Origin of the sequence: Brevibacterium sp. HMSC07C04, assembly GCF_001815905.1 — a bacterium.
In the GTDB taxonomy this organism is placed as follows: Bacteria; Actinomycetota; Actinomycetes; order Actinomycetales; family Brevibacteriaceae; genus Brevibacterium.
The window spans coordinates 1-21,542 of record NZ_KV823240.1 but is presented as its reverse complement, the minus strand read 5'-3'; the positions used below and the strand labels follow the sequence as shown (position 1 = coordinate 21,542).

Below are 21,542 nucleotides of genomic sequence, written 5' to 3'. Positions count from 1 at the left end.
CGCGCCTTCGCCTAACCCAAGTGAAGACCCGACGACAGAGCCCTCGCCCACTCCAAGCGCTGAGGAAACTCCGACACCTGATCCTTCACCCAGCGACAGCTCTACCCCAGAGCCAACCCCAAGTGAAACCCCGACCTCAACACCTGAACCTTCGCCAACGCCAAGTGAGAGTTCAACGCCAAGCGAAACACCGACTCCCGAACCGAGTGAGAGCAGCACTCCGACGGCCGCATCGGAACCAAAGGAATCCACCCCTCCAACCCCGGGTGATTCCTCACCGAGCGCTATGCCGCGAACAGGCACCCACATCATGGGAGCACTCGCAGCCGCAGGCACACTCCTAGCACTGGGAACAGCCATCACTGTGCTCTCACGCCGCCGTTCACAGCGCCAGTGATAACCACAGCCCACGGCCACTGATGCAGTGACGGGCCTGAGAGGGGCCACACCAAGCCCCTCTCAGGCCTGTCACGCTCGACGGCATGACGCACGCTGCCCACCCGGGGCGTCCGCTGGCAACCGCCGCTGTCCCAACCGAAACGACGCTTTACAGCAAAAGGCTTTGTCACATTGCAATCTGCCGATTCAGCTTCCACTTCGAAGCTCATCCCTACTTGCAGATCCTTTTTGCGCGCGCTCCTGTCAATACTGAGCTGTTTTACGGTTCTGGCTGTCACCGCATGCGGTTCGAACACGGCCACTGCACCCAACTCAACCGGCACTGAATCTGCTGCGAAGTCCCCTCTGCAACTGGGCGTTGAAATTGTCAGCGAACACCCGTGGGACTCAAGCAGCTTCACCCAGGGCCTCGAGGTTGTCGATGACGGCAGCCTGCTTGTTGGAACCGGCATGAACGGCAAGTCGCGGATCTACCACACAACGGCAGATGACCAGCAGACCAACAACCGACCGCTCCCTGCCAAGTTCTTCGGGGAAGGTGTGACCCAGCACAACGGCAAGGGCACCTCGTCTGTTTGGCAGCTGACCTGGCAGCAGAACGTTGCGTTTATGCGACACCCAGACACGTTAGAAGTCATCACCACCAAGACCTACGAGGGTGAAGGCTGGGGTCTGTGTTCGGACGGGGAACGACTGGTGATGAGCGACGGGTCGGCCACCTTGACGTTCCGAAACCCTGACAGCTTCGATCCTGAGGGCACTGTTGACGTAACCCTGGAAGGAAAGCCTGCACGAGGACTCAATGAGCTGGACTGCGACCCAAGCGCAGATCCGCAAGGTTCACCCGCAGTGTGGGCTAACGTCTGGCAAAGCGACGATATTTACCGCATCGACCCACACAGCGGCGAGGTTACAGCAGTTGTCGACACACAGGGCGCTTTTAAGGCCGCGCGCAGACCAGGTGCGGACGTCCTCAACGGAATCGCCAAGATTCCAGACACCGACCGTTACTACCTCACGGGCAAATACTGGGACACCCTTTATGAGGTTCGCTTTGTCCCGGTAGGCGATTAAGTGGTGCTCTCCACCTCGTCAATCGACAGAACCAAGGGCCAGCCGCCGCACCTCACTGCGGAACAACTCCGAGGTGTTTCGTTCCCAAGCGTGCGGCACGCACGCCGTTGAGAATGACGACGATTTCAACGAGTTCGTGGACAAGCACTACTCCGGCGAGGTTGAGCAGCCCGAAGATCGCGATCGGGAAGAGAGCGAGAACCGTCGCCAGCGACAGGGCAATGTTGACGGTCATGATCCTTCTGCCGCGGCGCGCATGCAAGAGCGCAGCCGGGATCAGCCGCAGATCGTGCCCCGTCAGGGCGATATCCGCTGATTCCACAGCAGCTGCCGACCCAGTGGCGCCCATCGCAATCCCAACCGTTGCCGTTGCGAGCGCGGGAGCATCGTTGATGCCGTCGCCGACCATCGCGGTTGGCTGCTGGTCATTGAGCCCGGCAATAGCGTCGGCCTTGTCAGTGGGCAGCTGCTCGGCACGAACTTGGTCTATGCCTGCTTCTGCTGCGAGCGCCAGCGCGGTGCGGCGGTTGTCGCCGGTGAGCATGATCGTGTCGACGCCATTTTCGGCCAGAATCGAGATGGTTTCTTTGGCTTCTGGCCGCAGTTCATCGCGTACTCCGATCAGGCCAACAATCGTACCGTCGGCTTCGACCACGACAACTGTCATACCGGCTTCGGCAAGCTCTTCTGCGGCAGCACTGAGACTGCTTGGATCAATCCAACGCGGGCTGCCCACCCGAACATCTGTGCCGCCAACAGTGCCGCGGATGCCGTGTCCGGCATCTTCACTGATCCCCGTCGCCGCTGGAGCTGCTGGTACGGCTTCGACAATGGCCGCAGCCAGCGGATGTGTGCTTGTCGCCTCGACCGCGGCGGCCCACGCCAACACCTGGGTCTGCGTGGTGTTCGCGGCAGTGCGGACTTCTGCGACTTTGGGGTGCCCTTGTGTCAGTGTGCCGGTTTTGTCGAAGGCCACCTGGCCCACGGTGCCGAACTGTTCAAAAGCAGCGCCGGATTTGATGACCACTCCGAGTTTGGATGCCGAACCGATGGCGCTGATGACAGTCACCGGCACTGCTATGGCAAGTGCGCACGGCGATGCTGCGACCAGCACGATGAGCGCGCGCTCAACCCAGGTCCACGGGTCACCGACGATGAAGCCGAAGGCGGCTACCAGGGCCGCGGCTATGAGCGAAATGGGCACCAGCGGCCTAGCAATTCGGTCCGCAAGCCTAGCCCGTGAACCCTTGCGCGCGTGCGCTTGTTCTACGAGGGCCACGATCTGTGTAAGCGAGTTGTCACACCCGTCCGCAGTCGCCTTGACCACGAGCGAACCCGAGCCGTTGACGGTGCCGGCTGTGACCTCATCGCCTTCAGCAACTGCGACAGGAATCGCTTCGCCGGTAACGGCACTAGCGTCAATATGCGACCGGCCTTCGAGAATCAATCCGTCGGTGGCAATCCGCTCCCCCGCGCCGATGATCAGCCGATCGTCTTCTCGAAGGTCGGCTACGGGAACCGTGTGCACTTCATCGCCGTGCACCACCCGGGCCGTCTGGGGAACCAGGGAAAGAAGCTCTCGCAGGCCTGCCTTTGCGCGATCCATCGCGCGATCTTCCAGTGCTTCGGCGAGTGAGAACAGGAAAGCGAGGGCGGCCGCCTCGGCGACGTGCCCGAGGGCGACTGCGCCGACTGCTGCGATGGTCATGAGCAGGCCGACACCGACTTTGCCGCGCACTGCTCCCCTGAGCGCACCGGGCACGAAAGTCCATGCGCCTGCCAGCAGAGCGATAGATTCCAGGACCGTCGCCAGCAGCGTCTGGCCCGCAAGGCCAAGAGCAAAGCCGACGATGAGGAACAAGCCTGAAATTGCCGACGGAAGCAGGGCGGGGTCACGCCACCACTTCGGGGCCGTCTCTATTTCCTCACCGGGGACGATGGGCCGGGCAGGTGTTTCTGTTCTGCAGCACACGTCGCTCATCGGGCACTCCTCATCAAAGCTGGACATATAAACGACTGCCTATATGTCCAGCTTACAATATAAAAGCCCCTGCTTATATGAGGGGATGGTCCGCTGCGCGCTTTGCCGACTGGCCAACGGGATCAGTGCGCCATCCTGCCTGGTCACACGCTTTGTCCCGATAGAATGGAAGCGGTACGCGAGCCCTCACAGATGTCGGCAACTACCACCGGCATCCGCCCGAGAGCTGGCCGAATTCGAAAGAATGGAAACGCAATGACGCAGACTCCACACACGCCCAAGAGGAATCAGAAGCTTCTGAAGAGCAAAGCCGACTTCAATCGCGAAGACCTGGCAGCGTTCTTGGAAAACTTGGCCACACGCATTCGCGCAGGCGATATGACCCTCGGCACCGGCGAAGGTGCGGTGTCCATGGAGCTTCCTGGAACATTTCGCACGACAATGGAAGTGACTGATTCGCACCGACGTCGCGGCATTGAGCGCGAACTTGAGCTCGAAATCGAATGGCTTGTCGATGACACCGGCGCGCCTGTCGATGAGGACGGCCAGGCTTCGGGCTTCGCAGTTTCCTAAGCGGTCGAAGCCACCGGGCCGCGCGACGATGCGCTAAGCGGCTTTGCTTGCACCCCGTTTGCATCGGGGCGCACCTGTCACTCCGGCCGCGCGGTCGAGCCGACCAGATGGGTATTGACGATGCCGACGGCTTCCATGAGCGCGAACATCGTCGTGGGTCCGACAAACACGAAGCCTCTCTTGCGCAGCGCCTTGGCGAGAGCTTTTGATTCCGGCGAGGTGGTGGGCACCTCGTCTGCCGTTCTCGGGACAGGCTGGACCTCCGGCTGGTACGACCAGATAAGGTCAGCTAATCCCTCGTCGGCGCGCAGATCGAGTGTTGCCTGCGCGTTGGTGATTGTGGCGTCGATTTTGCGCCGATTGCGCACGATCCCGGCATCTGCCATCAGGCGTTCCCGGTCTGCGTCGTTGTATGCGGCAACGATTTCAGGATCAAAGCCGTCAAAAGCCGCCCGGAAGTTCTCACGTTTGCGCAGAATCGTCACCCATGACAGGCCTGACTGGAACGCTTCCAAACTGAGCCGCTCGAACAAGCCCTGCTCATCCCTGACCGGCCGACCCCATTCCCTGTCGTAGTAGTCCCGCAGCAGAGGGTCCGAGGCAGCCCATGGCGGGCGGATGATTCCATCGTCGCCGATGACAAGAGATTCATTCATGCGGCTGGCCTCCTCGAAACTGCTCCGCGATGGGCTGAAGATAGAAGCCCGAAGCTCGGCAGGCCGCAAAGGCGCACTGCAGAATAAACGAACGGCGCAGGCAGCGAACCTGCCTACTCATAATGAGTCCACATTCGAAGGACATGGACGATGCGTTCTTGGGCGTCAACCTCATAGACAAGGCGATGCTGGATATTGATTCGCCGCGAATAGCAGCCGGCCAGATCTCCAACCAGCTTCTCAGAACGCGGTGGCGCAGCGAAGGGATCAGCGGCAAGCACCTTCAGCAGCGACTGTGCTTTTGGCTTCAATCCGGATGAGGCCAACTTTTTCGCGTCTTTCTGCGCCTGCCGTGAATAGACCAAGCGCCAATCAGTCACCAGTCAAGCTCTTCCGACGCCGCACTGATTCCTTCAGCCCGAGCCGCACGGATCGAGTCGGTCATCCCTGGAATTGAGGCCAAAAACAGGCTCTCCTGCACCGCCCGCCAGTCGTCCTCACCTACCAAGACCGCATTACCGCGTTGACCCGTGATGGTCAGCGGCTCGGACTCGCTGTTGACCTGATCGATCAGGCGATACAAGTTGGCGCGCGCCGAGGTGACACTCACAGCAGTCATGTCATCAACACCTCCAGAGTGATCGTACGCTTTTACGTACGTCCCGGCAAGGGGTTGATAACAAGGCACCGCCAGTCTGCGCCCCTTCAAGAGCACTCACCCTAATTCAGTCAAACCAGTTTGACACTGTCGAGATCATCGTTGTCATTTTTGGAGATTTGGCGGTGGCCAACGCCAATGCGCTCTGCAAGCTGAGCTTATGTTGAGCTGACTTTCTCGCGCAGGTGCTCGTCAGACCTATCGTTAACCAACGGAGTGTTCTCTTTGTACCAGCGTTGCCGGATACTACATCTCGTCAATAACCAAAGTTCTCTCTTCAGCCACGACCAGCACCTCGACCCCCTTGAGGGCTTCACTGAGGACGTCATTGACAACCCACTCGAGCGAATCAAGGGCGTCCTCTCCCCCGCTGACGGCTTCAGCCTCGCAGTCATTCACCCGGATGAGCGCGGCCCCGCCGATGGGCACAACGCCATCATCGTCAGAGCCGTGCTCTTCAACAATTCGCGCCCATGCGGAATCCAGCGCGTTCGGCGTGATGACACGTACCCGAACCCGGTAGGCAAGGTCTTGAGTCGTGTGCCGGTCAAACCAGTCGTCGGACACTTTCCAGATTGTCATGGTTCAAGTATCAAACTGAGCAGGTGAGGTCGCAATGAGCGTGGCGCTTCGTTGCTCAAAGGGCACAACCACCACAGACCACCCGGCACAATATGCCGCCACTTCCAGTCGGCGTACTCCACAAGATACCCACTGCACCTAGCGTCTAACCTAATTTCGTATTACGATTAAGGGCATGAAGACCATCAAAGGAAAGCCAGTCAGCGAAAAGCAGATTGAGGCTTGGGCAGCCGAAGCAGAACGCGGCTATGACGTGGAGACCCTGCGCTCTCGGGGGCGCAAACCTCGTGACGAGGCGGCGGCAAAGGTTGTCTCTATTCGCCTCTCGCCCAGCGAAATTTCTGATCTGGATAACTATGCCGCCGCCCACGGCTGGTCGAGATCTCAAGCAATCCGCGAAGTATTGAGGAACGCAATCTAAGGTGGAAGTTCACCGGAGCGCAACAAAGCACGGCATAGAGCCGGCAGATTCTGTGATTGCAGCAACGTCCGGCTGCGCTTTCAAGGCTCCACTTGACGACGAGACCCCTCAACGAGAGCTTCGCCTCGGATTCGACAACTCAACACGACTGCTCGAGCTGGTTGTCCTTATTTGGGACGACGGATCAGAAACCGTCATTCACTCGATGAAGGCTCGAAAACAGTACCGGACCCTGCTCGACTAATCGCCAAGATAGCCAGGAGCTCCATTGTCTCCTGCACTAAACTCGCACTCATGGAACTCGTGACATACAGGCACGATGACGCGCCCACTCGAGAAGAGCTTGTTTCGCTCTACGGTTCCGTCGGCTGGACAGTCTATACGCGCACCCCCGAACGGCTCGAAGCGGCGATTGGTGCTTCACTTCGGGTCGTCACAGCGAGGGTGGGCGACGAACTCGTGGGACTCGCCCGCATCGTCGGCGATGGGCTCACGATCGCCTATTTACAGGACATTCTCGTGCGGCCGAGCCACCATCGACGCGGGATTGGCCGCGAGCTCTTCTCGCGCGCATTCGAGCCCTACGACGAGGTGCGCCAAAAGGTGCTCATGACCGACTGCGGGCAGGCCACTCGCTCGTTCTACGAAGCCATGGGCTTCACTGAGACCCACGACCTCGGCGAACTCAGCGAACAGGCGCGCGTTTTTGTGCACTTCAGCTGAGCGGACTTCACTCGTCGAAAACCAGCTCGACGGACTGAACCCAGTGAGTTAGTGATTCCAAAGATGGACGGCATCGTCGCCCGACAGTATAACTAGGGCGGTGCCGGACAAAGCTTCCTCAGCGGCGCGGATGCGATTGCCATCGGCAAGGAAGGCCATGCCGGCAAAAACCCGAACCGCCCAATTCCTCCTTCCATCCGAGCCATGCGCACCACCATGTCACTCATGCCAAACGGCTCCACCCACACGAAAAGGGCGGCCCCGGCGAACTCCGGGGCCGCCCTCAAGCGGCCATTCAGCCGATCAGCCAAAAGCTGAACGACGCACTCGGCTACACGTTAAACCGGAACTCGACCGCGTTCCGGCACTGAGAACCATCGCGTTCACTGGCGTGCGTGCCGTTGATGCGCTCGCCGGCCAGCCAGCGGCTGAGCACGTCGATCCACATGCCCAGAGGACCGATTCAGCCAAGAATCGCCTCGCAGGCGGTGACGATCGCCGATGCGGCACTGATTGCTTCCCTGACGTCCTGGAGGGTCGCCGTCGGCTGATCATCACTGGGATACTCTGTCGCGTTGCGCACTTGGCGCATCCATTCGAACTCCTCGAGTGCAGCGTCCTCGATGAACTCGGCGGCGGCCACTCCCGTGTTCCGATGGGCTCCGCCAACCGGGCGCACCCGCAATCCCTTCGTGGCCAGAACGGCGACGAGCGCCTTGCGCGCAGCGTCGTAAGCCGCCGTGAACGCCATGGCCTGGTCATCGGAGCCGGCCAGCGCCTCAGCGGTGCGGACGTGTTGTTTCGCCATCTCGATCACCGTCACCGCATAATCCCTGTTTACCGCGACCCTCTCCAGCCGTCGGCTCGCGAGCATCCGAGCGATGACGTCAGACATGAAGATTCCCAGTCATCACGTCGAAGCTAGGGCGTGAACGCAACGTCGCCACGAACGGCGTCGGGTCATCCGTCTCCCATTCCTCGATGGACAGCCTGGTCACGTTCACCGGCACATCGAGTCGCTCTCCGACCTCGGAAGCGATCGCCACCAACACCCGGCGCGGAGCAGAACCCAGGACAAGGACATCGATATCGTTCGGGAACTCCCCTGCCTCGCCGGCTCGTCGGGCTGCCCAGGATCCGTAGATCAGTACGCGCTCGATGCCCTCCACACCATCGAACTGCTCACGGAGAACGGGCACGGGCCCATAGGTGGCGTCGACAATCTCGCGCATGGGCCTGAACAGCGGATGCTCGTCATCGGCTCGCACAAGTCGATTGCGCCCTTCATGACGGTCCCGGAGAATGCCGCTCTCCACGAGCCGCCCCACCTCACGATGAACCACTGGGCCACTGACGCCGGTGCGGCGGCCGAGCTCAGCCAGTGAGAACTCCCGGTCGGGATGACTCAGGGATTCCGCAAGGATCGCCCCGACCGCGTCGGAGCGCACGAATGGAGTCAACTGCGAGCCAGGAACCTTCACAAAACGTGAATATATCTTCCACTTATGGGAAGTGTCAACGGTGCGCGTCAGACGTTGAACCGGAATTCCAGCGAGTTCTGGCACGTAGGACCCTGCAGCCAGCGACTACCAAGCCCGCCCGCGCAGGTCGACGTCTCCGTCAGGCCATGTCTCGAGCGGGGCGATTGGCAGGATGAGGATCGGCGGGCCGAGCTCGCCCACGACAGATTCGCCATCACGCCCGATCGACTTCTCGCGAGCAAGAATCCTCTTCCAACCACACGACTCGTAGAATGGGACGACTTGCTCTCGACAGCCCAAGTAGCCGAACGCGAGGCGACCGCGATCGCGCATCGATTGCGCTGCCCAGCTCATGTGTTCGTGCCCGAGACCCATCCCTCTCGCGTCACCGGAGATCAAGACACCGCCGACTCCCGCGATCGCGAGGGTCTCCGTACCGACAGCGATCTCGCGGCGTGCCCATCCCACGTGGCCAATGACGCGGCCTTCGATCCGCGCCATGATGTGGACATCATGTGACGCGTAGCCGTATGGCTGTTGCGGATCCCACTCTCCGAACTCCTTGAGATACTCGCTGTCGAACAGCTGTCGAAGCCCACGCAGATCGGCCTCAGTGACTTCCTGGTGGGCGAGGACCTCGATCGAATGACGCTTCACGCGTCCACATTCCAAGGGTCCACGAGTTCGACGCCGGTGTGCTGAAAATCCTTCACATTGCGCGTAGCGCAGGTTGCCCCGTGTGCTAGGCAGATCGCGGCGATTTGGGCGTCGGCGGTACTTATCGGCGCGCCTGCGGCCTCTCGCGACGCGAGCACCTCCGCGTATTGCTTCGCCGCGTCAGCATCGAAAGCAAGCAAGGACTGGCTCGCCCGATACGGCGCTACTGCTTCCTCGATTCCATGCGCCAGCTCGTCTTTGCGTCGGCCTTCCGGGAGCTTTCGGACACCGGCAAGCAGCTCCGCAAGAGTGATGGATGTGATCGCGACGTCACCGGTCAGCGCCACAAGCCATTCGACGACACGAGGCTCCGGCGAGGGCCGAAACATCTCCGAAATGATATTGGTGTCGAGGACGATCATTCGAAGTACGCCGCCCTTGCAACATCGTCGCGCGTCGGAACCGGGAGCTCCTTGACCCCACCGACTTCCCGCGCCACGCCCAGAAGAGCCATGCCGATGTGCGGCCGTCGAGCCGCCTTTGTCAGGATGTCACGAACCTCGGCTTCCATAGACCGCCCGTTCTCCTTCGCCTGAGATGCGAGCTGTTGCTTCACGTGGTCATCGAGACCACGCACGATGATAGATGCCATCAGAGCCACCTCCTTGTGCTATCAACAATGATTGCTGCGATGGTGCAATGCGGGAACCAACAACCGGAAGCACTCAAGAACGATGCCTACGCTATAACTTCAATAGCAAGTAGGCGGCACGAACACGTTACACCGCGAGGTTACATTCACTCACGCGACCTGCAGTGGAGTAATAGCAGCGACCGTGTTCTTCAGAGCGCGACGCTTCAACCGCAGCTCGTAGTTCGACTGCAGATTCATCCAAAACTCCTCGGACGTCCCGAAATACCGCGCCAGTCGTATCGCCGTATCTGCAGTGATACCTCGCTTGCCATGCACGATCTCGTTGATCCGACGAGGCGGCACCCCGATCGAAACGGCAAGCTTGTTCTGCGTAATCCCGAAACCCTCGATGAAGTCCTCCAGCAGGATCTCTCCCGGGTGGATCGGCTCGATCAGGTCGTCCTCAGTGGTAGTCGACGAGTTCGACATCTTCTGCACCTCCATCTCTCCAGATGAAGCAGATACGCCATTGCGCGTTCACTCGGATGCTGTGCTGTCCACGCCGGTCGCCGACGAGACGCTCCAGCCGGTTCCCGGGCGGGATTCGCAGATCATCAACGTCCTTCGCCGCGTGAATCAGCTCGAGCTTCCGCATGGCCGCCCGCTGCACAGTCCGGTCAATACGCTTGACGTACTGCTCATGCCAGATGCGCTCGGTGTCCTTGTTGCCAAACGATCTGATCACGGCGTGATTTTATAACGGAGACCATCAATAACGCTACACGTTAAACCGGAATTCGACCAAGTTCAGGCACGTTCCAACCTCTGTCACCGGATCCGCACAGCTGGTTGCCCGGTGATGTCCGTGTGTACGTTCACGCCTCCGCAGATGTTCGCTGGATCAGCGTGATCAACGACTGCGCCAGAGACGACACCTGACTCGATTCACGATCCCAGTCGACCTGCCCCTCGCCTAGGTACTCGCGAGCGGCAGCAAGAAGCAGATCCGCCCCAGCGGGATCGACGCGCCTCGCCGCAACAGCTGCCGCCTGATCCTTGGCGACTATCGCTCCGGTCTCCACGGTATGAAGCGCACGCGCCAGCGTCAGAAGAACATTGCGCGGCTCGCCATCCAGATCGTCGACGAGCGCCGGCAGTGCAGCCAGTTGCGCGTCCTTCAGGAGCGCGAAGGGCACATCAGTGACCAGAGTGTCCAGCGCCGCCCCGTGCAGCACCCGGTGCGATGCCAAAGCTGTCGCCAGCAGGATCACCACATCCGGATCGCGCTCCGGCTCGGACACATAGCCCTGGACGAAGTCGCCCCTGAGTCACTCCCCGAACTGGAAGTCACGCCACGGCGCAGCGACCAACGGCTTGAGGTCAGCCGTGACCAAGCTCGTCACCTCAAGCGGGCGACGGCTCGCGACTTCCGGGAACGCCTCGGCATGCCCCTTCCACCCCGAGAGCCCGAGCAACGTGGAGATCAACGATGCCCGATCTTGAGGCGTCAACGATCTGCGCGTCACCAGCAGCAGATCTACATCGCTCTCCGGGCCGAGACCCGTCGACGTACTGGAGCCGTAGAGGTACACCCCGACGATCCCGCCGGGGTCGATTGCGAGCACTCTGTCGAGAACAGTCCGGATCAGATCGTCCATATCAGTGAAGGCTACGTGCCAGAATCCGCTCGGCAGCATGGGTCGTTTCGTTCCAGCCGGAAACGCGGCGCTCAGATGTTGAAGTGAAACTCACCCACACGGGAGAACGACTCAGACACCCTTCTGACCAGGGTCATTTATACATTGAACCTGAACTCCACCCCCAGTTCCGGTACATGCAGCCATCACAGGCTGGCCAGCCGTTCAAGCCGATGTTCGATGAGGGCCTGAGCCCGATCGCATTGGTTCAGAAGCCGATCGCCTTCATCGACACGCTCATGTAGGGCGATGACGAGCCCGGCGTCGGCCTCTTGGAGGGCAAGCTCACCGAGGTCGGCCAGTTCGGCGGCGGCGGCCTCCTGCTGCTCATGGTGGTGGGTGCGCAGCAACTCGAGCCGGCTGGCGCGCTCACGCCAGTAGGCCACACGGGATTGCCGATCGAGAGAGGTCCGACCCTCCATCCAGTCCCGCAGCTGAGCGCCGATGACGTCGTCGGGGACACCAGTGGCGATCTGACCCTCATCAGGGTCAGGCAGGTCGGCGGGCACATGCGACAGGAGGACGACAGGCGTGGTGCCCAGCGCCACTGCCAGGGCGACGAGGTCGTCGACCGTGGCCGGTGCCTCTCCGGCTTCGATGGCCCGGATGTCGGCCGATGTCATCCGGTGACCGAGATGCCGGACCGTCTCGGCCAGTTCGTCGACGGTGAGTCCAGCGGCCTCACGCTGGTCAGCGACGGCCGCGGAGACAGCGAGCGAAGTCGGAGGAAGAGTCGGCATGACACCTCAGTGTAGAAGCCGGTACAGACATCTGCTCTGTTCGGAAATGAGTGGAAGCCGGGGAGGTCGCCAGGAAGAAGAATGAAGGGCAATGCCGAGCCGCAACGGCATTCCGGAGATCGGCCCTGCGGGCCGGTCCAGGCCTCAAGAGGCTGAAGTGCGCACCGGCCTGCGGCCGGCTGGTTGGTCAGAAGGAAGGGAAGCAGGGGGCTGTACCCAGTGCTGGGTACAGACGTTTCCGCAGGTCAGAGGGGGTGGTTGCCTATTGGCGTACCCAGCTTGTACCCAGTAGCAATTTTATTGGGTACAGGTGTTTGCCCAGGTCAGAGCATGTATTTAGGGGTGTTGCACCCAATGTACCCAGTAAAAATTGGTTACGCACACACATGCACGCATGTTTACGCTCCGCAGGGTATCCACATCGTATTTTCCAATTAGAAAACTCTTCCAATTGGGTACATTGGGTACAGAGGAGTCAAACACCCGCTCTGACCAGGCATTATGCCTGTACCCAGTGGATTCTCCGCTGGGTACAGCATTGCCGCGGAGTTCCGCCAATACCGGGGCTGACCAGGGACTGTGCGTGTACCCAGCACTGGGTACACGGGTCAGATGATGGATCACTCCCCACCTCCTGACTGCCCAACCCGCCCGGAGGGTCCGCACTCCCCCGACTCAGGCCAAGCCCAGCGCCCGCAGGGATCGGGGCCCACGTCGCAGCGGGCGGATAGAGTCCGGGGCTCCAGGAATCACTCAGCCCCTTCGGTGTCCAGTTGCGCCAGCGCCTCCTGCGCATCGATGGCTGCCTGGTAAGACTGCATGTACTCGTCCTGAAGCTGACGCAGGCGCAGTTCATACTGCTCGATCTCCCGCTCCAGCTCGATGCGACGCAGGGTCGCCTGGTCCTCTGGAGCAACCATCGGCTCCAGCGGCAGGTCGAGGATATGGGCGATGTACACCGCCTCGTTGAGCCGGATCGCCCGATCTCCCGACTCCATCTTCGTGATGGCTGTCGTGTTGAGCTCACTCCCCTGCAGCCGTGAGAGCAGGCGGGCAAGCCCAGCCTGCGTCATGCCGGCGGCTCGCCTCTGGTCACGCAACCTGCGTGCGAACAGCTCTTCGGGCGTCTGTGACATCAACTCATCCTTCGATCGTTACCGTCAATCTGCTCTAATCGCATGTTGCATGACCGAGAGTTGCTCAAATCGGTGCTTGTTGGGTATGATTGGGGCAAGGCTTCACCCGGATGGTGGAGCCGAACCAGGCACATGCCAGAGCGGTGAGCCCTTCGATGGGCGACGCGGCCGGGAAGTCGGAACCGGACGGAGCTCGACCCCGCAGGATGCGGAGAGCAGTCGAGACATCTCAGCGATAATCACCACTATTGAAAGGTTCCGACTAATGTGCACGACCCCATCGACTCCAGACCGCCTCTACTCCGTGCGTGAACTGCAGGAGCTGGGCTACGGCTCGAAGAATACGATCCGTCGGCGAATCGCCGAGGGCGTTGTCCCCGCTCTCATGGTTGCCAACACCGTGAAGATCCGTGAGACGGACCTGAAGTATCTCGCCGTCCCCATCAACGCCGATCAGGCCACGGCATGAGCACCGCCGCACCTGAGGCCCGGCACGGGCCACTTTCTCGGAAGACGACCTCGACGCCTCGAGGGGTTAATACTCATTTTGTGTGTACAGGATAGGGGTCTTGGCCAGTAGTCCGTAGGGCTTCAGGGATGTGTACATGCTCTGAAAGCATGCGGGGTGACCGGTTCTAGGAATCAGCCCCGATGTGGTGTATGCGCAAACAAGCTCGTCAAGAACGGTAAGACCACCGCTGGACGGACGCGCTGGCGCTGCAAATCCTGCGGCGCTTCGACAACCCAACACCGGCCGGATATCACCCGGCACGCTGAGTTCCAGGCGTTCTTGTCCTGGCTGTCCGGTCCTGCTGGGATCAACCGGCTCGACGTGAGCGCATCGACGTTTAGACGCCAAACGGCTTGGTGCTGGAACGTCACACCGACCATCGTGCCGACTGGCGAAATCCATCACCAGATCATGCTCGATGGCACCTATTTCAACGGCTGGTGCGTCCTCATCGCTCATACCGGCTGCCATGTCATCGACTGGCAGTGGTGCGACCGGGAAAAGCTCGCCTCCTGGACAGCGCTACTGGCCCGGATCCCGGCACCGGCCTACGCGATCGTCGATGGCAACGGGCCGTTGCCGAAGGCTTTGAAGAACTGCTGGCCGGATACGAAGATCCAACGCTGCTTCTTCCACATCCGTAACGCCGCCCACCGGCATCTGACACGCACACCGAAACTGCCAGCCAACCAGCAACTCCTAGCCCTGTACAAGGCCCTTTCCACCGTGAGCAGCCTGGATGAAGCAGCCGCCTGGACGGCCTCGTTCCTCAGCTGGGAAGCGACCTGGCAGACGTTTCTCAATCACCGCACCTACGCCAGGAAGAACACACCCCGGCCAGCGCACGCGAATCCGAACCAGAAATGGTGGCACACCCACATTCGAACCCGACGCGCACACAAACTGATCACCGGGCTCCTGGCCGACAACGAACTGTTCACCTGGCTAGATCCCGACGCACCGAAACCTGTTGCTGCGACCACGAACCCGTTAGAAGGCGGTCCGAACAAAGCAATCAAGGACTTCCTCAGACACCACCGCGGACTCACCGCCGACCATGCCCGCCGCGGCGTCGACTGGCTGCTCTACCAGCACACCGAACACCCCGCGACCCCTGGAGCTTCGTCACCGAAGCCCACTGGAACCCGCCCAGAACAAGGCCACAAGCCCCTACCGATGAGCTCATCGGGCCAGCCGCCTACGACACCGCTTTCAGCTACGAAGACGGCATCGGAATCCAACAAGGATGGGCCGGCAGACACCACTGACACGCCGAACCCATACACACATTTTGAGCATTAACCCACCGGTGAGGTGGACTCCACCACGGCCGACGAGCCGAGGGCCACGACCTATGCGGTCTCCGTCCAGGCGTGGTCGCCGTACCTGGAGGTCTGGACGGTCGACGGCACCGAGGTCACGCACGACAAGATCAACTGCCTCGGGCAGAAGGACTCGGTGGCCGGGACACTCGCCGACAGCTCGATCAGATGGGAGGGCAATAACCCGATGCCGGGTGCCGGGCCCACGTCACCGACCTCGATCGAGGTGACCGACGACAGCCTGCACGTCGTCGGTGAGCGGGAAACCGCGGTGATCGACCTCGAGGGCCAGAAGGAGCAGCACATCGACAAGTGCAAGGACGCCGGCGAGACCGTCGGGAAGATCGTCTTGGGATGAGGGGTGCTCAACAGGGTCTACCCGATGGGACAGACAGCATGACCCCTCGAACCCCGTCCAAAGAGGTCGGGTTCGGGGCCCTTCGACACAACTGATTGAGAGGTCTAGAGATGAATGGACAGAAAAAGGGCCAGACGGTCGGGTACGTACGAGTCAGCGCCGCCGACCAGAACGAGGCACGGCAGGTCGAGGCCATCGGCGAGGTCGACCGGCTGTTCGCCGAAAAGGTCTCGGGGAAGAACGTCGACGACCGGGCGCAGCTCGAGGAGATGGTCGCCTACGTCCGCGACGGCGACGTCGTCCGAGTGAAGAGCCCGGACCGGCTGTCGCGCTCGACGACCGACCTCCTCTCGCTCGTCAAGGAGCTGCAGGGCAAAGGCGTCGCCGTCGAGTTCGTCGACAGCCCGGAGCTGAACACCGACACTCCGCAGGGCGAGTTCATGCTCACGATCCTCGCCGCGGTCGCCCAGCTTGAGCGGGCGACCATCAGGGAGCGCCAGGCCGAGGGCATCGCGATCGCCAAGGCGCGTGGCGTCTACGAGAGGGAGCAGAAGCTCACCGACGGGCAGATCTTCAGTGCGCGTGAGCTCATCGCCCGCGGCGTGCCGAAGGCGGCGGTCGCACGAGAGCTCGGCGTCAGCAGGCAGACGCTATACACGGCGCTGGCCGGCGAGGGCAAGTATGGGGTCGATCAGACCCACAACGAGATGGAGCGGGAATGAACGACATCACGAACCAAATCCAGCGCTTCGACCGGCTGCGCGAGCGCATCGACACCGCGGGACTGGCGCAACAGGTCGTTCGCGAGGCCACCGAACTCGGGCATACCCAGACGTTCACGGCGACGCTGTCGGAGGACCTGTGCATCGAGGCCGCCGCCGAGATCGGCCTCGACGGAAGCGTGGAGGCCGTCACGATCTACCGTTCGGAGGGCGGACAGCGCGTGGATCCGGCCGCGGTCGACCCGGGCAGCGGGCTCTGGCGGGCGATGGAGGTCTGGTAGGAACGGTTCCGCACCACGTGGACCGAATGAGCGTCCCGGAGGGACGCCGCAGGGCTGTAATAGTAGCTGCGGCCAGATCGGCTTCTTTCTGCGGTCTCCAGGCTGAGGCTGAGCACCGCACCCTCGACGTGGTGAGGGTGCGGTGCTTGGCTGACTCAGGCGTGCTCATTGACGAGGCGGACGAAGCGGTCAACGTAGTTCTGGAGGAACTCGACGGTGCGCTCGGCTGTGATTCGCCCCGTATCGTCGATCAGAGTCGGTGACTGGCCAAGGAAGACTTCGGGTTGGCCGAGGGTGGGCATGTCGAAGTAGGACAGGGCCAGGCGCAGGTTCTTCTGGGAGCTGTAGCCGCCCATGCGTCCGACGGAATGGCTGATGATCCCGGCCGGGAGATTCTTCCAGGCGACGTCGCTGTTGGGCTTGGAGCCGATGTCGATGGCGTTCTTCAGGCAGGCCGGGATGGTGCGGTTGTTCTCGGCGGTGACGAACAGGACCCCATCGGAGGCCTTGATGGTCTCGCGGAACCGCGTGTACTCCTCCGGCGTGGCCTTGTCGGTGACCTCGGGGTCGTCGTAGTCGAAGTCATAGAGCGGCAGGTCGCGGATCTCGACGATGCGCGAGTCATAGCCCTCGGGGAAGTATGTGATGGTCTCGTGGGCGATCTTGCGCGCGTAGGAGCCGCGGCGCAGGCTGCCGACGATCACGGAGATGTTCTTGGTCATGTGGTGCCTTTCGTTTGGGAACAGGTTGGTCGGTCGACGGGTCTCAGAAGTCCCAGTCGGCGTCGCTGGTGTCCTCGCCCTTCCCGATGACGTAGGAGGATCCGGACCCGGAGAAGAAGTCGTGGTTTTCATCAGCGCTCGGTGCCAGGGCGGCGAGGATTTCCGGATTGACTTCGGTCTCTTCCGAGCTGAAACGTGCAGGGTAGCCGAGGTTCATCAGTGCCTTGTTCGCGTTGTAGCGCACGAACACTGCCACGTCGTCCATCAGCCCCAGCGGCTCGTACAGTTCACCTGAGTAGGCGAGCTCCAGCTCGTAGAGGACTTCAAGCAGCTCGTAGGTGAACTCGCGCATCTCGTCATGCCGTGCAGAGGACTGAGACTCGATGCCGCGCTGATATTTGTAGCCGGAGTAGTAGCCGTGCACGGCCTTATCCCGCAGGATGAGGCGGATCATGTCCGCGGTGTTGGTCAGTGTGGCGTGCACGGAGAAATGCAATGGCAGGTAGAACCCTGCGTAGAGCAGCAGTGAGGACAGCAGAGTAGAGGAGACCTTCCGTTTGAGCGGGTCGTTGCCGTAGTAGTGTTTCAGTACCATTTTGCACCGCTGCTGAAGCAGGTCGTTGTCCACGGCCCACCGGTAGGCGTCGTCGATCTCCGGAGTGCTCGTCAGGGTGGAGAACACCGAAGAGTAGGACCGGGCGTGCACCGACTGCATGAACGCGATGTTGGTGTAGACGGCCTCTTCGTGTTCGGTGCGAGCATCCTGGATCTGACAGATCTCGCCGACTGTGGCTTGCACCGTGTCAAGCATCGTCAGCCCGGTGAAGACACGCATCGTGAGAGTTCGTTCCTTCTCGGTGAGCCTCTGCCAGGCGGGGATGTCGTTGGACAGTGGCACCTTCTCGGGCAGCCAGAAGTTCGCGGTGAGCCGGTTCCATACCTCGAGGTCTTTCTCGTCGCCGACGCGGTTCCAATTGATCGGTCGCAGCCTGGCCAATGGGTCGTGGCGGTATGCGGGCGGGGTCACCGAGGTCTCGGAGAGCGGGCGGGTGGGGTTAGTGGTCGTCATGCGGGTTCCTTGGGTATGGGCTGGATTGGGTCAGAGTGTGCAGGAGACGCAGTTCTCGATCTCGGTACCTTCGAGTGCTGGTTGGCGCAGTCGGATGTAGTAGAGGGTTTTGATGCCTTTGCGCCAGGCGTAGATCTGCGCGCGGTTGATGTCGCGAGTCGTGGCAGTGTCGCGGAAGAACAGGGTGAGCGAGAGCCCCTGGTCGACGTGTCGGGTGGCTGCGGCGTAGGTGTCGATGATCTTCTCGTAGCCGATCTCGTAGGCGTCTTGATAGAAGCCGACGTTGTCATCACTCATGTGCGGGGCCGGGTAGTAGACGCGGCCGAGCTTGCCCTCCTTGCGGATCTCGATCTTCGCCGCGACCGGATGGATCGAAGCGGTCGCGTTGTTCACATACGAGATCGAACCGGTGGGCGGGACGGCCTGCAGGTAGGCGTTGTAGATTCCGTGCTGTTTCACCGACTCGCGCAGCCGTTCCCAGTCCTCGCGGGAAGGGATGGTCACGCCTGCGTCTGCGAATAGTTCGCGCACCCGCTGAGTGGCGGGTTGCCAGTCATGTTGGGTGTATTTGTCGAAGAAGGAGCCGTCGGCGTAGGTCGAGTCCTCGAAGCCGGCGAAGGTCTTACCGCGCTCAATCGCGATTTGATTCGATGCGCGGATCGCGTGATAGGTGATGGTAAGGAAGTAGATGTCAGTGAAGTCAATGCCTTCTTCGCTGCCGTAGTGGATGCGCTGGGAGGCGAGGTAGCCGTGCAGGTTCATCTGGCCCAGTCCGATTGCGTGGCTGGTCTCGTTCCCGTTCGCCACGGATGGGACGGCATCGACGTTAGTCTGGTCGGAGACACTGGTCAGTGCCCGCACCGCGGTCTCCACGGTCGACCCCAGGTTCGAGGAGTTCATGGCCTGAGCGATGTTGAGTGAGCCGAGGTTGCAGGAGATGTCTTGGCCGATTTCCTGGTACCCGATAGCGGAGTCGTAGGTCGAAGGCGTGTTGGTCTGCAGGATCTCGGAGCAGAGGTTGGACATGTTGATGCGACCTGCCAGCGGATTGGCACGGTTGACGGTGTCTTCGAAGAGCACATAGGGGTATCCGGACTCGAATTGGAGCTCGGCGAGGGTCTTGAAGAACTCCCGGGCGCTGACCGCGTTCTTTCGAATCCGCGGGTTCGCCACGAGCTCGTCATAGTGGTCGCTCACCGACAGGTCTGACAACGGCGTACCGTATTCGCGCTGCACGTCGTAGGGGCTGAAGAGGTGCATGTCCCGGTTCTCCTTGGCCAGTTGGAAGGTCACATCCGGGATGACGACGCCCAGGGAGAGGGTCTTGATGCGGATCTTCTCGTCGGCGTTCTCGCGCTTGGTGTCGAGGAAGCGCAGGATGTCGGGGTGGTGGGCATGCAGGTAGACCGCGCCTGCGCCCTGCCTAGCGCCAAGCTGATTGGCGTAGGAGAACGAGTCCTCGAGGATCTTCATCACAGGCACCACGCCGGAGGCCTGGTTCTCGATTCGTTTGATCGGAGCACCGACCTCACGCAGGTTCGACAGCAACAGCGCCACGCCCCCGCCACGCTTGGACAGCTGCAAGGCGGAGTTCACGCTGCGACCGATGGACTCTAAGTTGTCCTCCACCCGCAGCAGGAAGCAGGAGACCAGCTCTCCGCGCTGGGCCTTCCCCGCGTTGAGGAAAGTCGGCGTCGCAGGCTGGAAGCGACCGGAGAGCATCTCGTCGACCAGCCCGGTGGCCAGTTGCTCGTCGCCCTGACCGAGGTAGAGCGCGGTAGCGACCACCCGTTCTTCGAACCCTTCAAGATAGGTGGTGCCGTCGAAGGTTTTCAGAGCATACGAGGTGAAGAATTTGAAGGCTCCCAAGAAAGTGGCGAACTGGTGCCCCACGGAATGGGCGCGCTCGTGCAGTGCGCATAGAAATTCCGGGGTGTAGGCTGCCAGGAATTCGGACTCGTAGTAATCGTGGTCCACTAGCCACTCCAGGCGCTCGGCCGCCGAGGAGAAGACCTTGGTGTTCGGGACCACATGCTGGCGGAGGTACTCGGCGGCGGCCTGACGGTCCTTGTCGAACTGGATCGAGCCGTCGGAGGCGAACAGGTTCAGTTCGGCATTGAGCGCGTGGTAGTCCTTCCGCGCTCCGATGCCGGTGCGCACGGGAACCTCTGAGGCGATGGTGGTCATGCGGTTGTCCTTTCGTTGTTGACCTGGTCCCAGAAGCGGGACAGGCCGGTGTTGACGGTGTCGATGTCGCGCTGGGTTCCCAGCAGCTCGAAGCGGTAGAGCTCCGGCACCTGGCACTTGCGCGCGATGATGGGCCCGGCCAGGCAGTAGTGCTCGCCGAAGTTCGTGTTCCCCGCGGTGATCACCCCGCGCAGCAGAGCGCGGTTGGCCGGGTCGTTCAGGAAGGCGATCACCTGCTTCGGAACCGCACCCGCCTGTTCCCCGCCGCCGTAGGTCGGCACGACCAGGACGAAGGGCCGGACCACCCGAATCATGCCCTCCACCCGCGGGCGCAGCGGGATGCGCACAGCCGGCCGATCAAGCTGCTCGACGAACCGGCGGGTGTTCTCCGAGACGCTTGAGAAGAACACCAGATCCGGCGACTGGTCCGGCGCGAGTTCACGCACCGGTGCCGGGCCTTTGGACGGTGTCAGCATGGCGGACCTCCTCGCTCTCGGCTCGTGGCACACGACGCCACCAACCACTAGATGTTGTACCCCTCGGTGTTCAGGGTGTCGTATCTAGTAGTAACACTGTTGCGACTCCCTTGTCTACGCCACGCCAAAGTTTGCAACTACGCTCTGCCGAACATTACGCTGTGGGGGTCGAGAGGAGGAGGCATGGCAGAGCGCGACGAGGGTGCATGGATGGAAGCGATCGCCCTGTTCCAGTCAGCGCGCGAGGGCGAGCACGAGGCCGCCGCGCAACTGCTGCGCACAACTTCGGACCCGGAGGCCGTGGTGCTGAGCCTGCTGCGGATGCTCCGGGTCTACCTGCGCGGGGAGGAGCCCGAGAAACTCGACCGATTCATCGACGCCTCCCACCGCGCCGGCCCACCGCCTGCGCCCGGCGCGGGGCCTCGGCTGCCTCCGCTGGCCTGAGGAGACCTAGGTGTACTTCCCCGTGAGGTTGTGAACGC

General features: G+C 61.5%; 31 protein-coding genes and 1 pseudogene. 11 read left to right on the top strand and 21 right to left on the bottom strand.

Features of this window, described 5'->3' with window-relative positions; genetic code table 11:
• On the bottom strand, positions 1-312 hold a 312-nt coding region (locus HMPREF3162_RS11870), incomplete at its 3' end, for a hypothetical protein (protein ID WP_218079164.1).
• Between the two features lie 315 nt (positions 313-627).
• Here HMPREF3162_RS11870 and HMPREF3162_RS02265 point away from each other — a divergent pair.
• Positions 628-1,473 carry a glutaminyl-peptide cyclotransferase gene (locus HMPREF3162_RS02265; RefSeq protein ID WP_226829129.1) on the top strand — a complete coding sequence of 282 codons (846 nt, stop codon included), beginning with the start codon at positions 628-630 and terminating at the stop codon, positions 1,471-1,473.
• 52 nt (positions 1,474-1,525) lie between these two features.
• Here the strand turns inward: HMPREF3162_RS02265 and HMPREF3162_RS02260 are convergent, their stop codons facing one another.
• Positions 1,526-3,454 carry a heavy metal translocating P-type ATPase gene (locus tag HMPREF3162_RS02260; protein ID WP_070776803.1) on the bottom strand — a complete coding sequence of 643 codons (1,929 nt, stop codon included), beginning with the start codon at positions 3,452-3,454 and terminating at the stop codon, positions 1,526-1,528.
• 255 nt (positions 3,455-3,709) lie between these two features.
• Between HMPREF3162_RS02260 and HMPREF3162_RS02255 the strand changes: the two genes are divergently transcribed.
• On the top strand, positions 3,710-4,027 hold the full coding sequence (locus HMPREF3162_RS02255) for an amphi-Trp domain-containing protein (RefSeq protein WP_070576558.1): 318 nt from the start codon (positions 3,710-3,712) through the stop codon (positions 4,025-4,027).
• Between the two features lie 77 nt (positions 4,028-4,104).
• Here the strand turns inward: HMPREF3162_RS02255 and HMPREF3162_RS02250 are convergent, their stop codons facing one another.
• The 4 genes from HMPREF3162_RS02250 to HMPREF3162_RS02240 all read right to left on the bottom strand — a co-directional run bounded on the left by HMPREF3162_RS02250 (position 4,105) and on the right by HMPREF3162_RS02240 (position 5,923).
• Complete coding sequence (locus tag HMPREF3162_RS02250; protein ID WP_070576551.1) at positions 4,105-4,683, bottom strand: DNA-3-methyladenine glycosylase I; 579 nt, start codon at positions 4,681-4,683, stop codon at positions 4,105-4,107.
• A gap of 113 nt (positions 4,684-4,796) precedes the next feature.
• Positions 4,797-5,063, bottom strand: coding sequence for a Txe/YoeB family addiction module toxin (locus HMPREF3162_RS11305; protein ID WP_083304257.1), 267 nt, complete (start codon positions 5,061-5,063; stop codon positions 4,797-4,799).
• The gene (locus tag HMPREF3162_RS02245; protein WP_070576585.1) at positions 5,060-5,302 is read right to left on the bottom strand and encodes a type II toxin-antitoxin system Phd/YefM family antitoxin; all 243 of its coding nucleotides are present in this window, start codon (positions 5,300-5,302) and stop codon (positions 5,060-5,062) included. The genes HMPREF3162_RS11305 and HMPREF3162_RS02245 overlap by 4 nt, the downstream gene beginning before the upstream one ends.
• Positions 5,303-5,587: 285 nt before the next feature.
• Complete coding sequence (locus HMPREF3162_RS02240; RefSeq protein ID WP_070576548.1) at positions 5,588-5,923, bottom strand: XRE family transcriptional regulator; 336 nt, start codon at positions 5,921-5,923, stop codon at positions 5,588-5,590.
• A gap of 175 nt (positions 5,924-6,098) precedes the next feature.
• On the opposite strand from HMPREF3162_RS02240, the gene HMPREF3162_RS02235 reads away from it, so the two are divergent.
• The 3 genes from HMPREF3162_RS02235 to HMPREF3162_RS02225 are packed head-to-tail and all read left to right on the top strand — an operon-like array spanning position 6,099 to position 7,067.
• The gene (locus HMPREF3162_RS02235; RefSeq protein ID WP_070576545.1) at positions 6,099-6,344 is read left to right on the top strand and encodes a ribbon-helix-helix domain-containing protein; all 246 of its coding nucleotides are present in this window, start codon (positions 6,099-6,101) and stop codon (positions 6,342-6,344) included.
• Positions 6,345-6,396: 52 nt separating this feature from the next.
• On the top strand, positions 6,397-6,588 hold the full coding sequence (locus HMPREF3162_RS02230; RefSeq protein ID WP_319643746.1) for a hypothetical protein: 192 nt from the start codon (positions 6,397-6,399) through the stop codon (positions 6,586-6,588).
• A gap of 50 nt (positions 6,589-6,638) precedes the next feature.
• A complete protein-coding gene (locus tag HMPREF3162_RS02225; RefSeq protein WP_070576536.1) occupies positions 6,639-7,067 on the top strand; it encodes a GNAT family N-acetyltransferase in 429 nt (142 codons plus the stop codon).
• 463 nt (positions 7,068-7,530) lie between these two features.
• On the opposite strand, the gene HMPREF3162_RS02220 is transcribed toward HMPREF3162_RS02225, so the two are convergent.
• From HMPREF3162_RS02220 to HMPREF3162_RS02175, 11 genes are all read right to left on the bottom strand, one after another.
• A complete protein-coding gene (locus tag HMPREF3162_RS02220) occupies positions 7,531-7,962 on the bottom strand; it encodes a HEPN domain-containing protein (RefSeq protein ID WP_070576533.1) in 432 nt (143 codons plus the stop codon).
• Positions 7,955-8,632, bottom strand: a complete 678-nt coding sequence (locus tag HMPREF3162_RS11575) for an ArsR family transcriptional regulator (RefSeq protein WP_141759528.1) — start codon at positions 8,630-8,632, stop codon at positions 7,955-7,957. The genes HMPREF3162_RS02220 and HMPREF3162_RS11575 overlap by 8 nt, the downstream gene beginning before the upstream one ends.
• A gap of 21 nt (positions 8,633-8,653) precedes the next feature.
• Positions 8,654-9,205 carry a GNAT family N-acetyltransferase gene (locus tag HMPREF3162_RS02210; protein ID WP_141759527.1) on the bottom strand — a complete coding sequence of 184 codons (552 nt, stop codon included), beginning with the start codon at positions 9,203-9,205 and terminating at the stop codon, positions 8,654-8,656.
• The gene (locus tag HMPREF3162_RS02205) at positions 9,202-9,627 is read right to left on the bottom strand and encodes a type II toxin-antitoxin system VapC family toxin (protein WP_070576522.1); all 426 of its coding nucleotides are present in this window, start codon (positions 9,625-9,627) and stop codon (positions 9,202-9,204) included. Before HMPREF3162_RS02205 ends, HMPREF3162_RS02210 begins: the two co-directional genes overlap by 4 nt.
• Positions 9,624-9,857 carry a FitA-like ribbon-helix-helix domain-containing protein gene (locus tag HMPREF3162_RS02200; protein ID WP_070576519.1) on the bottom strand — a complete coding sequence of 78 codons (234 nt, stop codon included), beginning with the start codon at positions 9,855-9,857 and terminating at the stop codon, positions 9,624-9,626. Before HMPREF3162_RS02200 ends, HMPREF3162_RS02205 begins: the two co-directional genes overlap by 4 nt.
• A gap of 150 nt (positions 9,858-10,007) precedes the next feature.
• A complete protein-coding gene (locus HMPREF3162_RS02195) occupies positions 10,008-10,328 on the bottom strand; it encodes a HigA family addiction module antitoxin (RefSeq protein WP_070576575.1) in 321 nt (106 codons plus the stop codon).
• The gene (locus tag HMPREF3162_RS11295; protein WP_083304254.1) at positions 10,303-10,584 is read right to left on the bottom strand and encodes a type II toxin-antitoxin system RelE/ParE family toxin; all 282 of its coding nucleotides are present in this window, start codon (positions 10,582-10,584) and stop codon (positions 10,303-10,305) included. Before HMPREF3162_RS11295 ends, HMPREF3162_RS02195 begins: the two co-directional genes overlap by 26 nt.
• 130 nt (positions 10,585-10,714) lie before the next feature.
• Positions 10,715-11,140, bottom strand: coding sequence for an aminoglycoside adenylyltransferase domain-containing protein (locus tag HMPREF3162_RS11290; protein ID WP_070576510.1), 426 nt, complete (start codon positions 11,138-11,140; stop codon positions 10,715-10,717).
• Positions 11,141-11,167: 27 nt separating this feature from the next.
• On the bottom strand, positions 11,168-11,497 hold the full coding sequence (locus HMPREF3162_RS11285; RefSeq protein ID WP_176747328.1) for a nucleotidyltransferase domain-containing protein: 330 nt from the start codon (positions 11,495-11,497) through the stop codon (positions 11,168-11,170).
• A 185-nt stretch (positions 11,498-11,682) separates the two neighbouring features.
• Positions 11,683-12,276, bottom strand: a complete 594-nt coding sequence (locus HMPREF3162_RS02180) for a helix-turn-helix domain-containing protein (RefSeq protein WP_070776800.1) — start codon at positions 12,274-12,276, stop codon at positions 11,683-11,685.
• 749 nt (positions 12,277-13,025) lie between these two features.
• Positions 13,026-13,412 carry a helix-turn-helix transcriptional regulator gene (locus tag HMPREF3162_RS02175; protein WP_070576499.1) on the bottom strand — a complete coding sequence of 129 codons (387 nt, stop codon included), beginning with the start codon at positions 13,410-13,412 and terminating at the stop codon, positions 13,026-13,028.
• Between the two features lie 265 nt (positions 13,413-13,677).
• Here HMPREF3162_RS02175 and HMPREF3162_RS02170 point away from each other — a divergent pair, with 265 nt between their 5' ends.
• The 5 genes and pseudogenes from HMPREF3162_RS02170 (at position 13,678) to HMPREF3162_RS02150 (ending at position 16,606) form a co-directional block, all read left to right on the top strand.
• Positions 13,678-13,881, top strand: coding sequence for a MerR family transcriptional regulator (locus HMPREF3162_RS02170; RefSeq protein ID WP_070576496.1), 204 nt, complete (start codon positions 13,678-13,680; stop codon positions 13,879-13,881).
• Between the two features lie 156 nt (positions 13,882-14,037).
• Positions 14,038-15,191 (top strand): annotated as a pseudogene (locus HMPREF3162_RS02165) (IS1249 family transposase).
• Between the two features lie 46 nt (positions 15,192-15,237).
• Positions 15,238-15,603 (top strand): hypothetical protein, encoded by a 366-nt coding sequence (locus tag HMPREF3162_RS02160; protein ID WP_070576489.1) that lies wholly within the window; start codon positions 15,238-15,240, stop codon positions 15,601-15,603.
• Positions 15,604-15,713: 110 nt separating this feature from the next.
• A complete protein-coding gene (locus tag HMPREF3162_RS02155; protein ID WP_070576485.1) occupies positions 15,714-16,325 on the top strand; it encodes a recombinase family protein in 612 nt (203 codons plus the stop codon).
• Positions 16,322-16,606: a hypothetical protein gene (locus HMPREF3162_RS02150; protein ID WP_070576482.1), complete on the top strand. Its 285-nt coding sequence runs from the start codon at positions 16,322-16,324 to the stop codon at positions 16,604-16,606. Before HMPREF3162_RS02155 ends, HMPREF3162_RS02150 begins: the two co-directional genes overlap by 4 nt.
• Before the next feature lie 155 nt (positions 16,607-16,761).
• On the opposite strand, the gene HMPREF3162_RS02145 is transcribed toward HMPREF3162_RS02150, so the two are convergent.
• From HMPREF3162_RS02145 to nrdI, 4 genes are read right to left on the bottom strand one after another with little or no spacing between them, the layout of a single operon-like run.
• Positions 16,762-17,328, bottom strand: coding sequence for an NADPH-dependent FMN reductase (locus tag HMPREF3162_RS02145; RefSeq protein WP_070576477.1), 567 nt, complete (start codon positions 17,326-17,328; stop codon positions 16,762-16,764).
• Positions 17,329-17,371: 43 nt separating this feature from the next.
• Positions 17,372-18,397: a class 1b ribonucleoside-diphosphate reductase subunit beta gene (gene nrdF / locus HMPREF3162_RS02140; RefSeq protein ID WP_083304253.1), complete on the bottom strand. Its 1,026-nt coding sequence runs from the start codon at positions 18,395-18,397 to the stop codon at positions 17,372-17,374.
• Between the two features lie 30 nt (positions 18,398-18,427).
• The gene (gene nrdE / locus HMPREF3162_RS02135) at positions 18,428-20,584 is read right to left on the bottom strand and encodes a class 1b ribonucleoside-diphosphate reductase subunit alpha (RefSeq protein WP_070576474.1); all 2,157 of its coding nucleotides are present in this window, start codon (positions 20,582-20,584) and stop codon (positions 18,428-18,430) included.
• Complete coding sequence (gene nrdI / locus HMPREF3162_RS02130; protein WP_070576471.1) at positions 20,581-21,060, bottom strand: class Ib ribonucleoside-diphosphate reductase assembly flavoprotein NrdI; 480 nt, start codon at positions 21,058-21,060, stop codon at positions 20,581-20,583. Before nrdI ends, nrdE begins: the two co-directional genes overlap by 4 nt.
• Before the next feature lie 183 nt (positions 21,061-21,243).
• On the opposite strand from nrdI, the gene HMPREF3162_RS02125 reads away from it, so the two are divergent.
• Entirely contained in the window at positions 21,244-21,504 is a 261-nt protein-coding gene (locus HMPREF3162_RS02125) for a hypothetical protein (RefSeq protein WP_083304252.1), read from the top strand.
• The last annotated feature ends 38 nt before the right edge of the window (positions 21,505-21,542 follow it).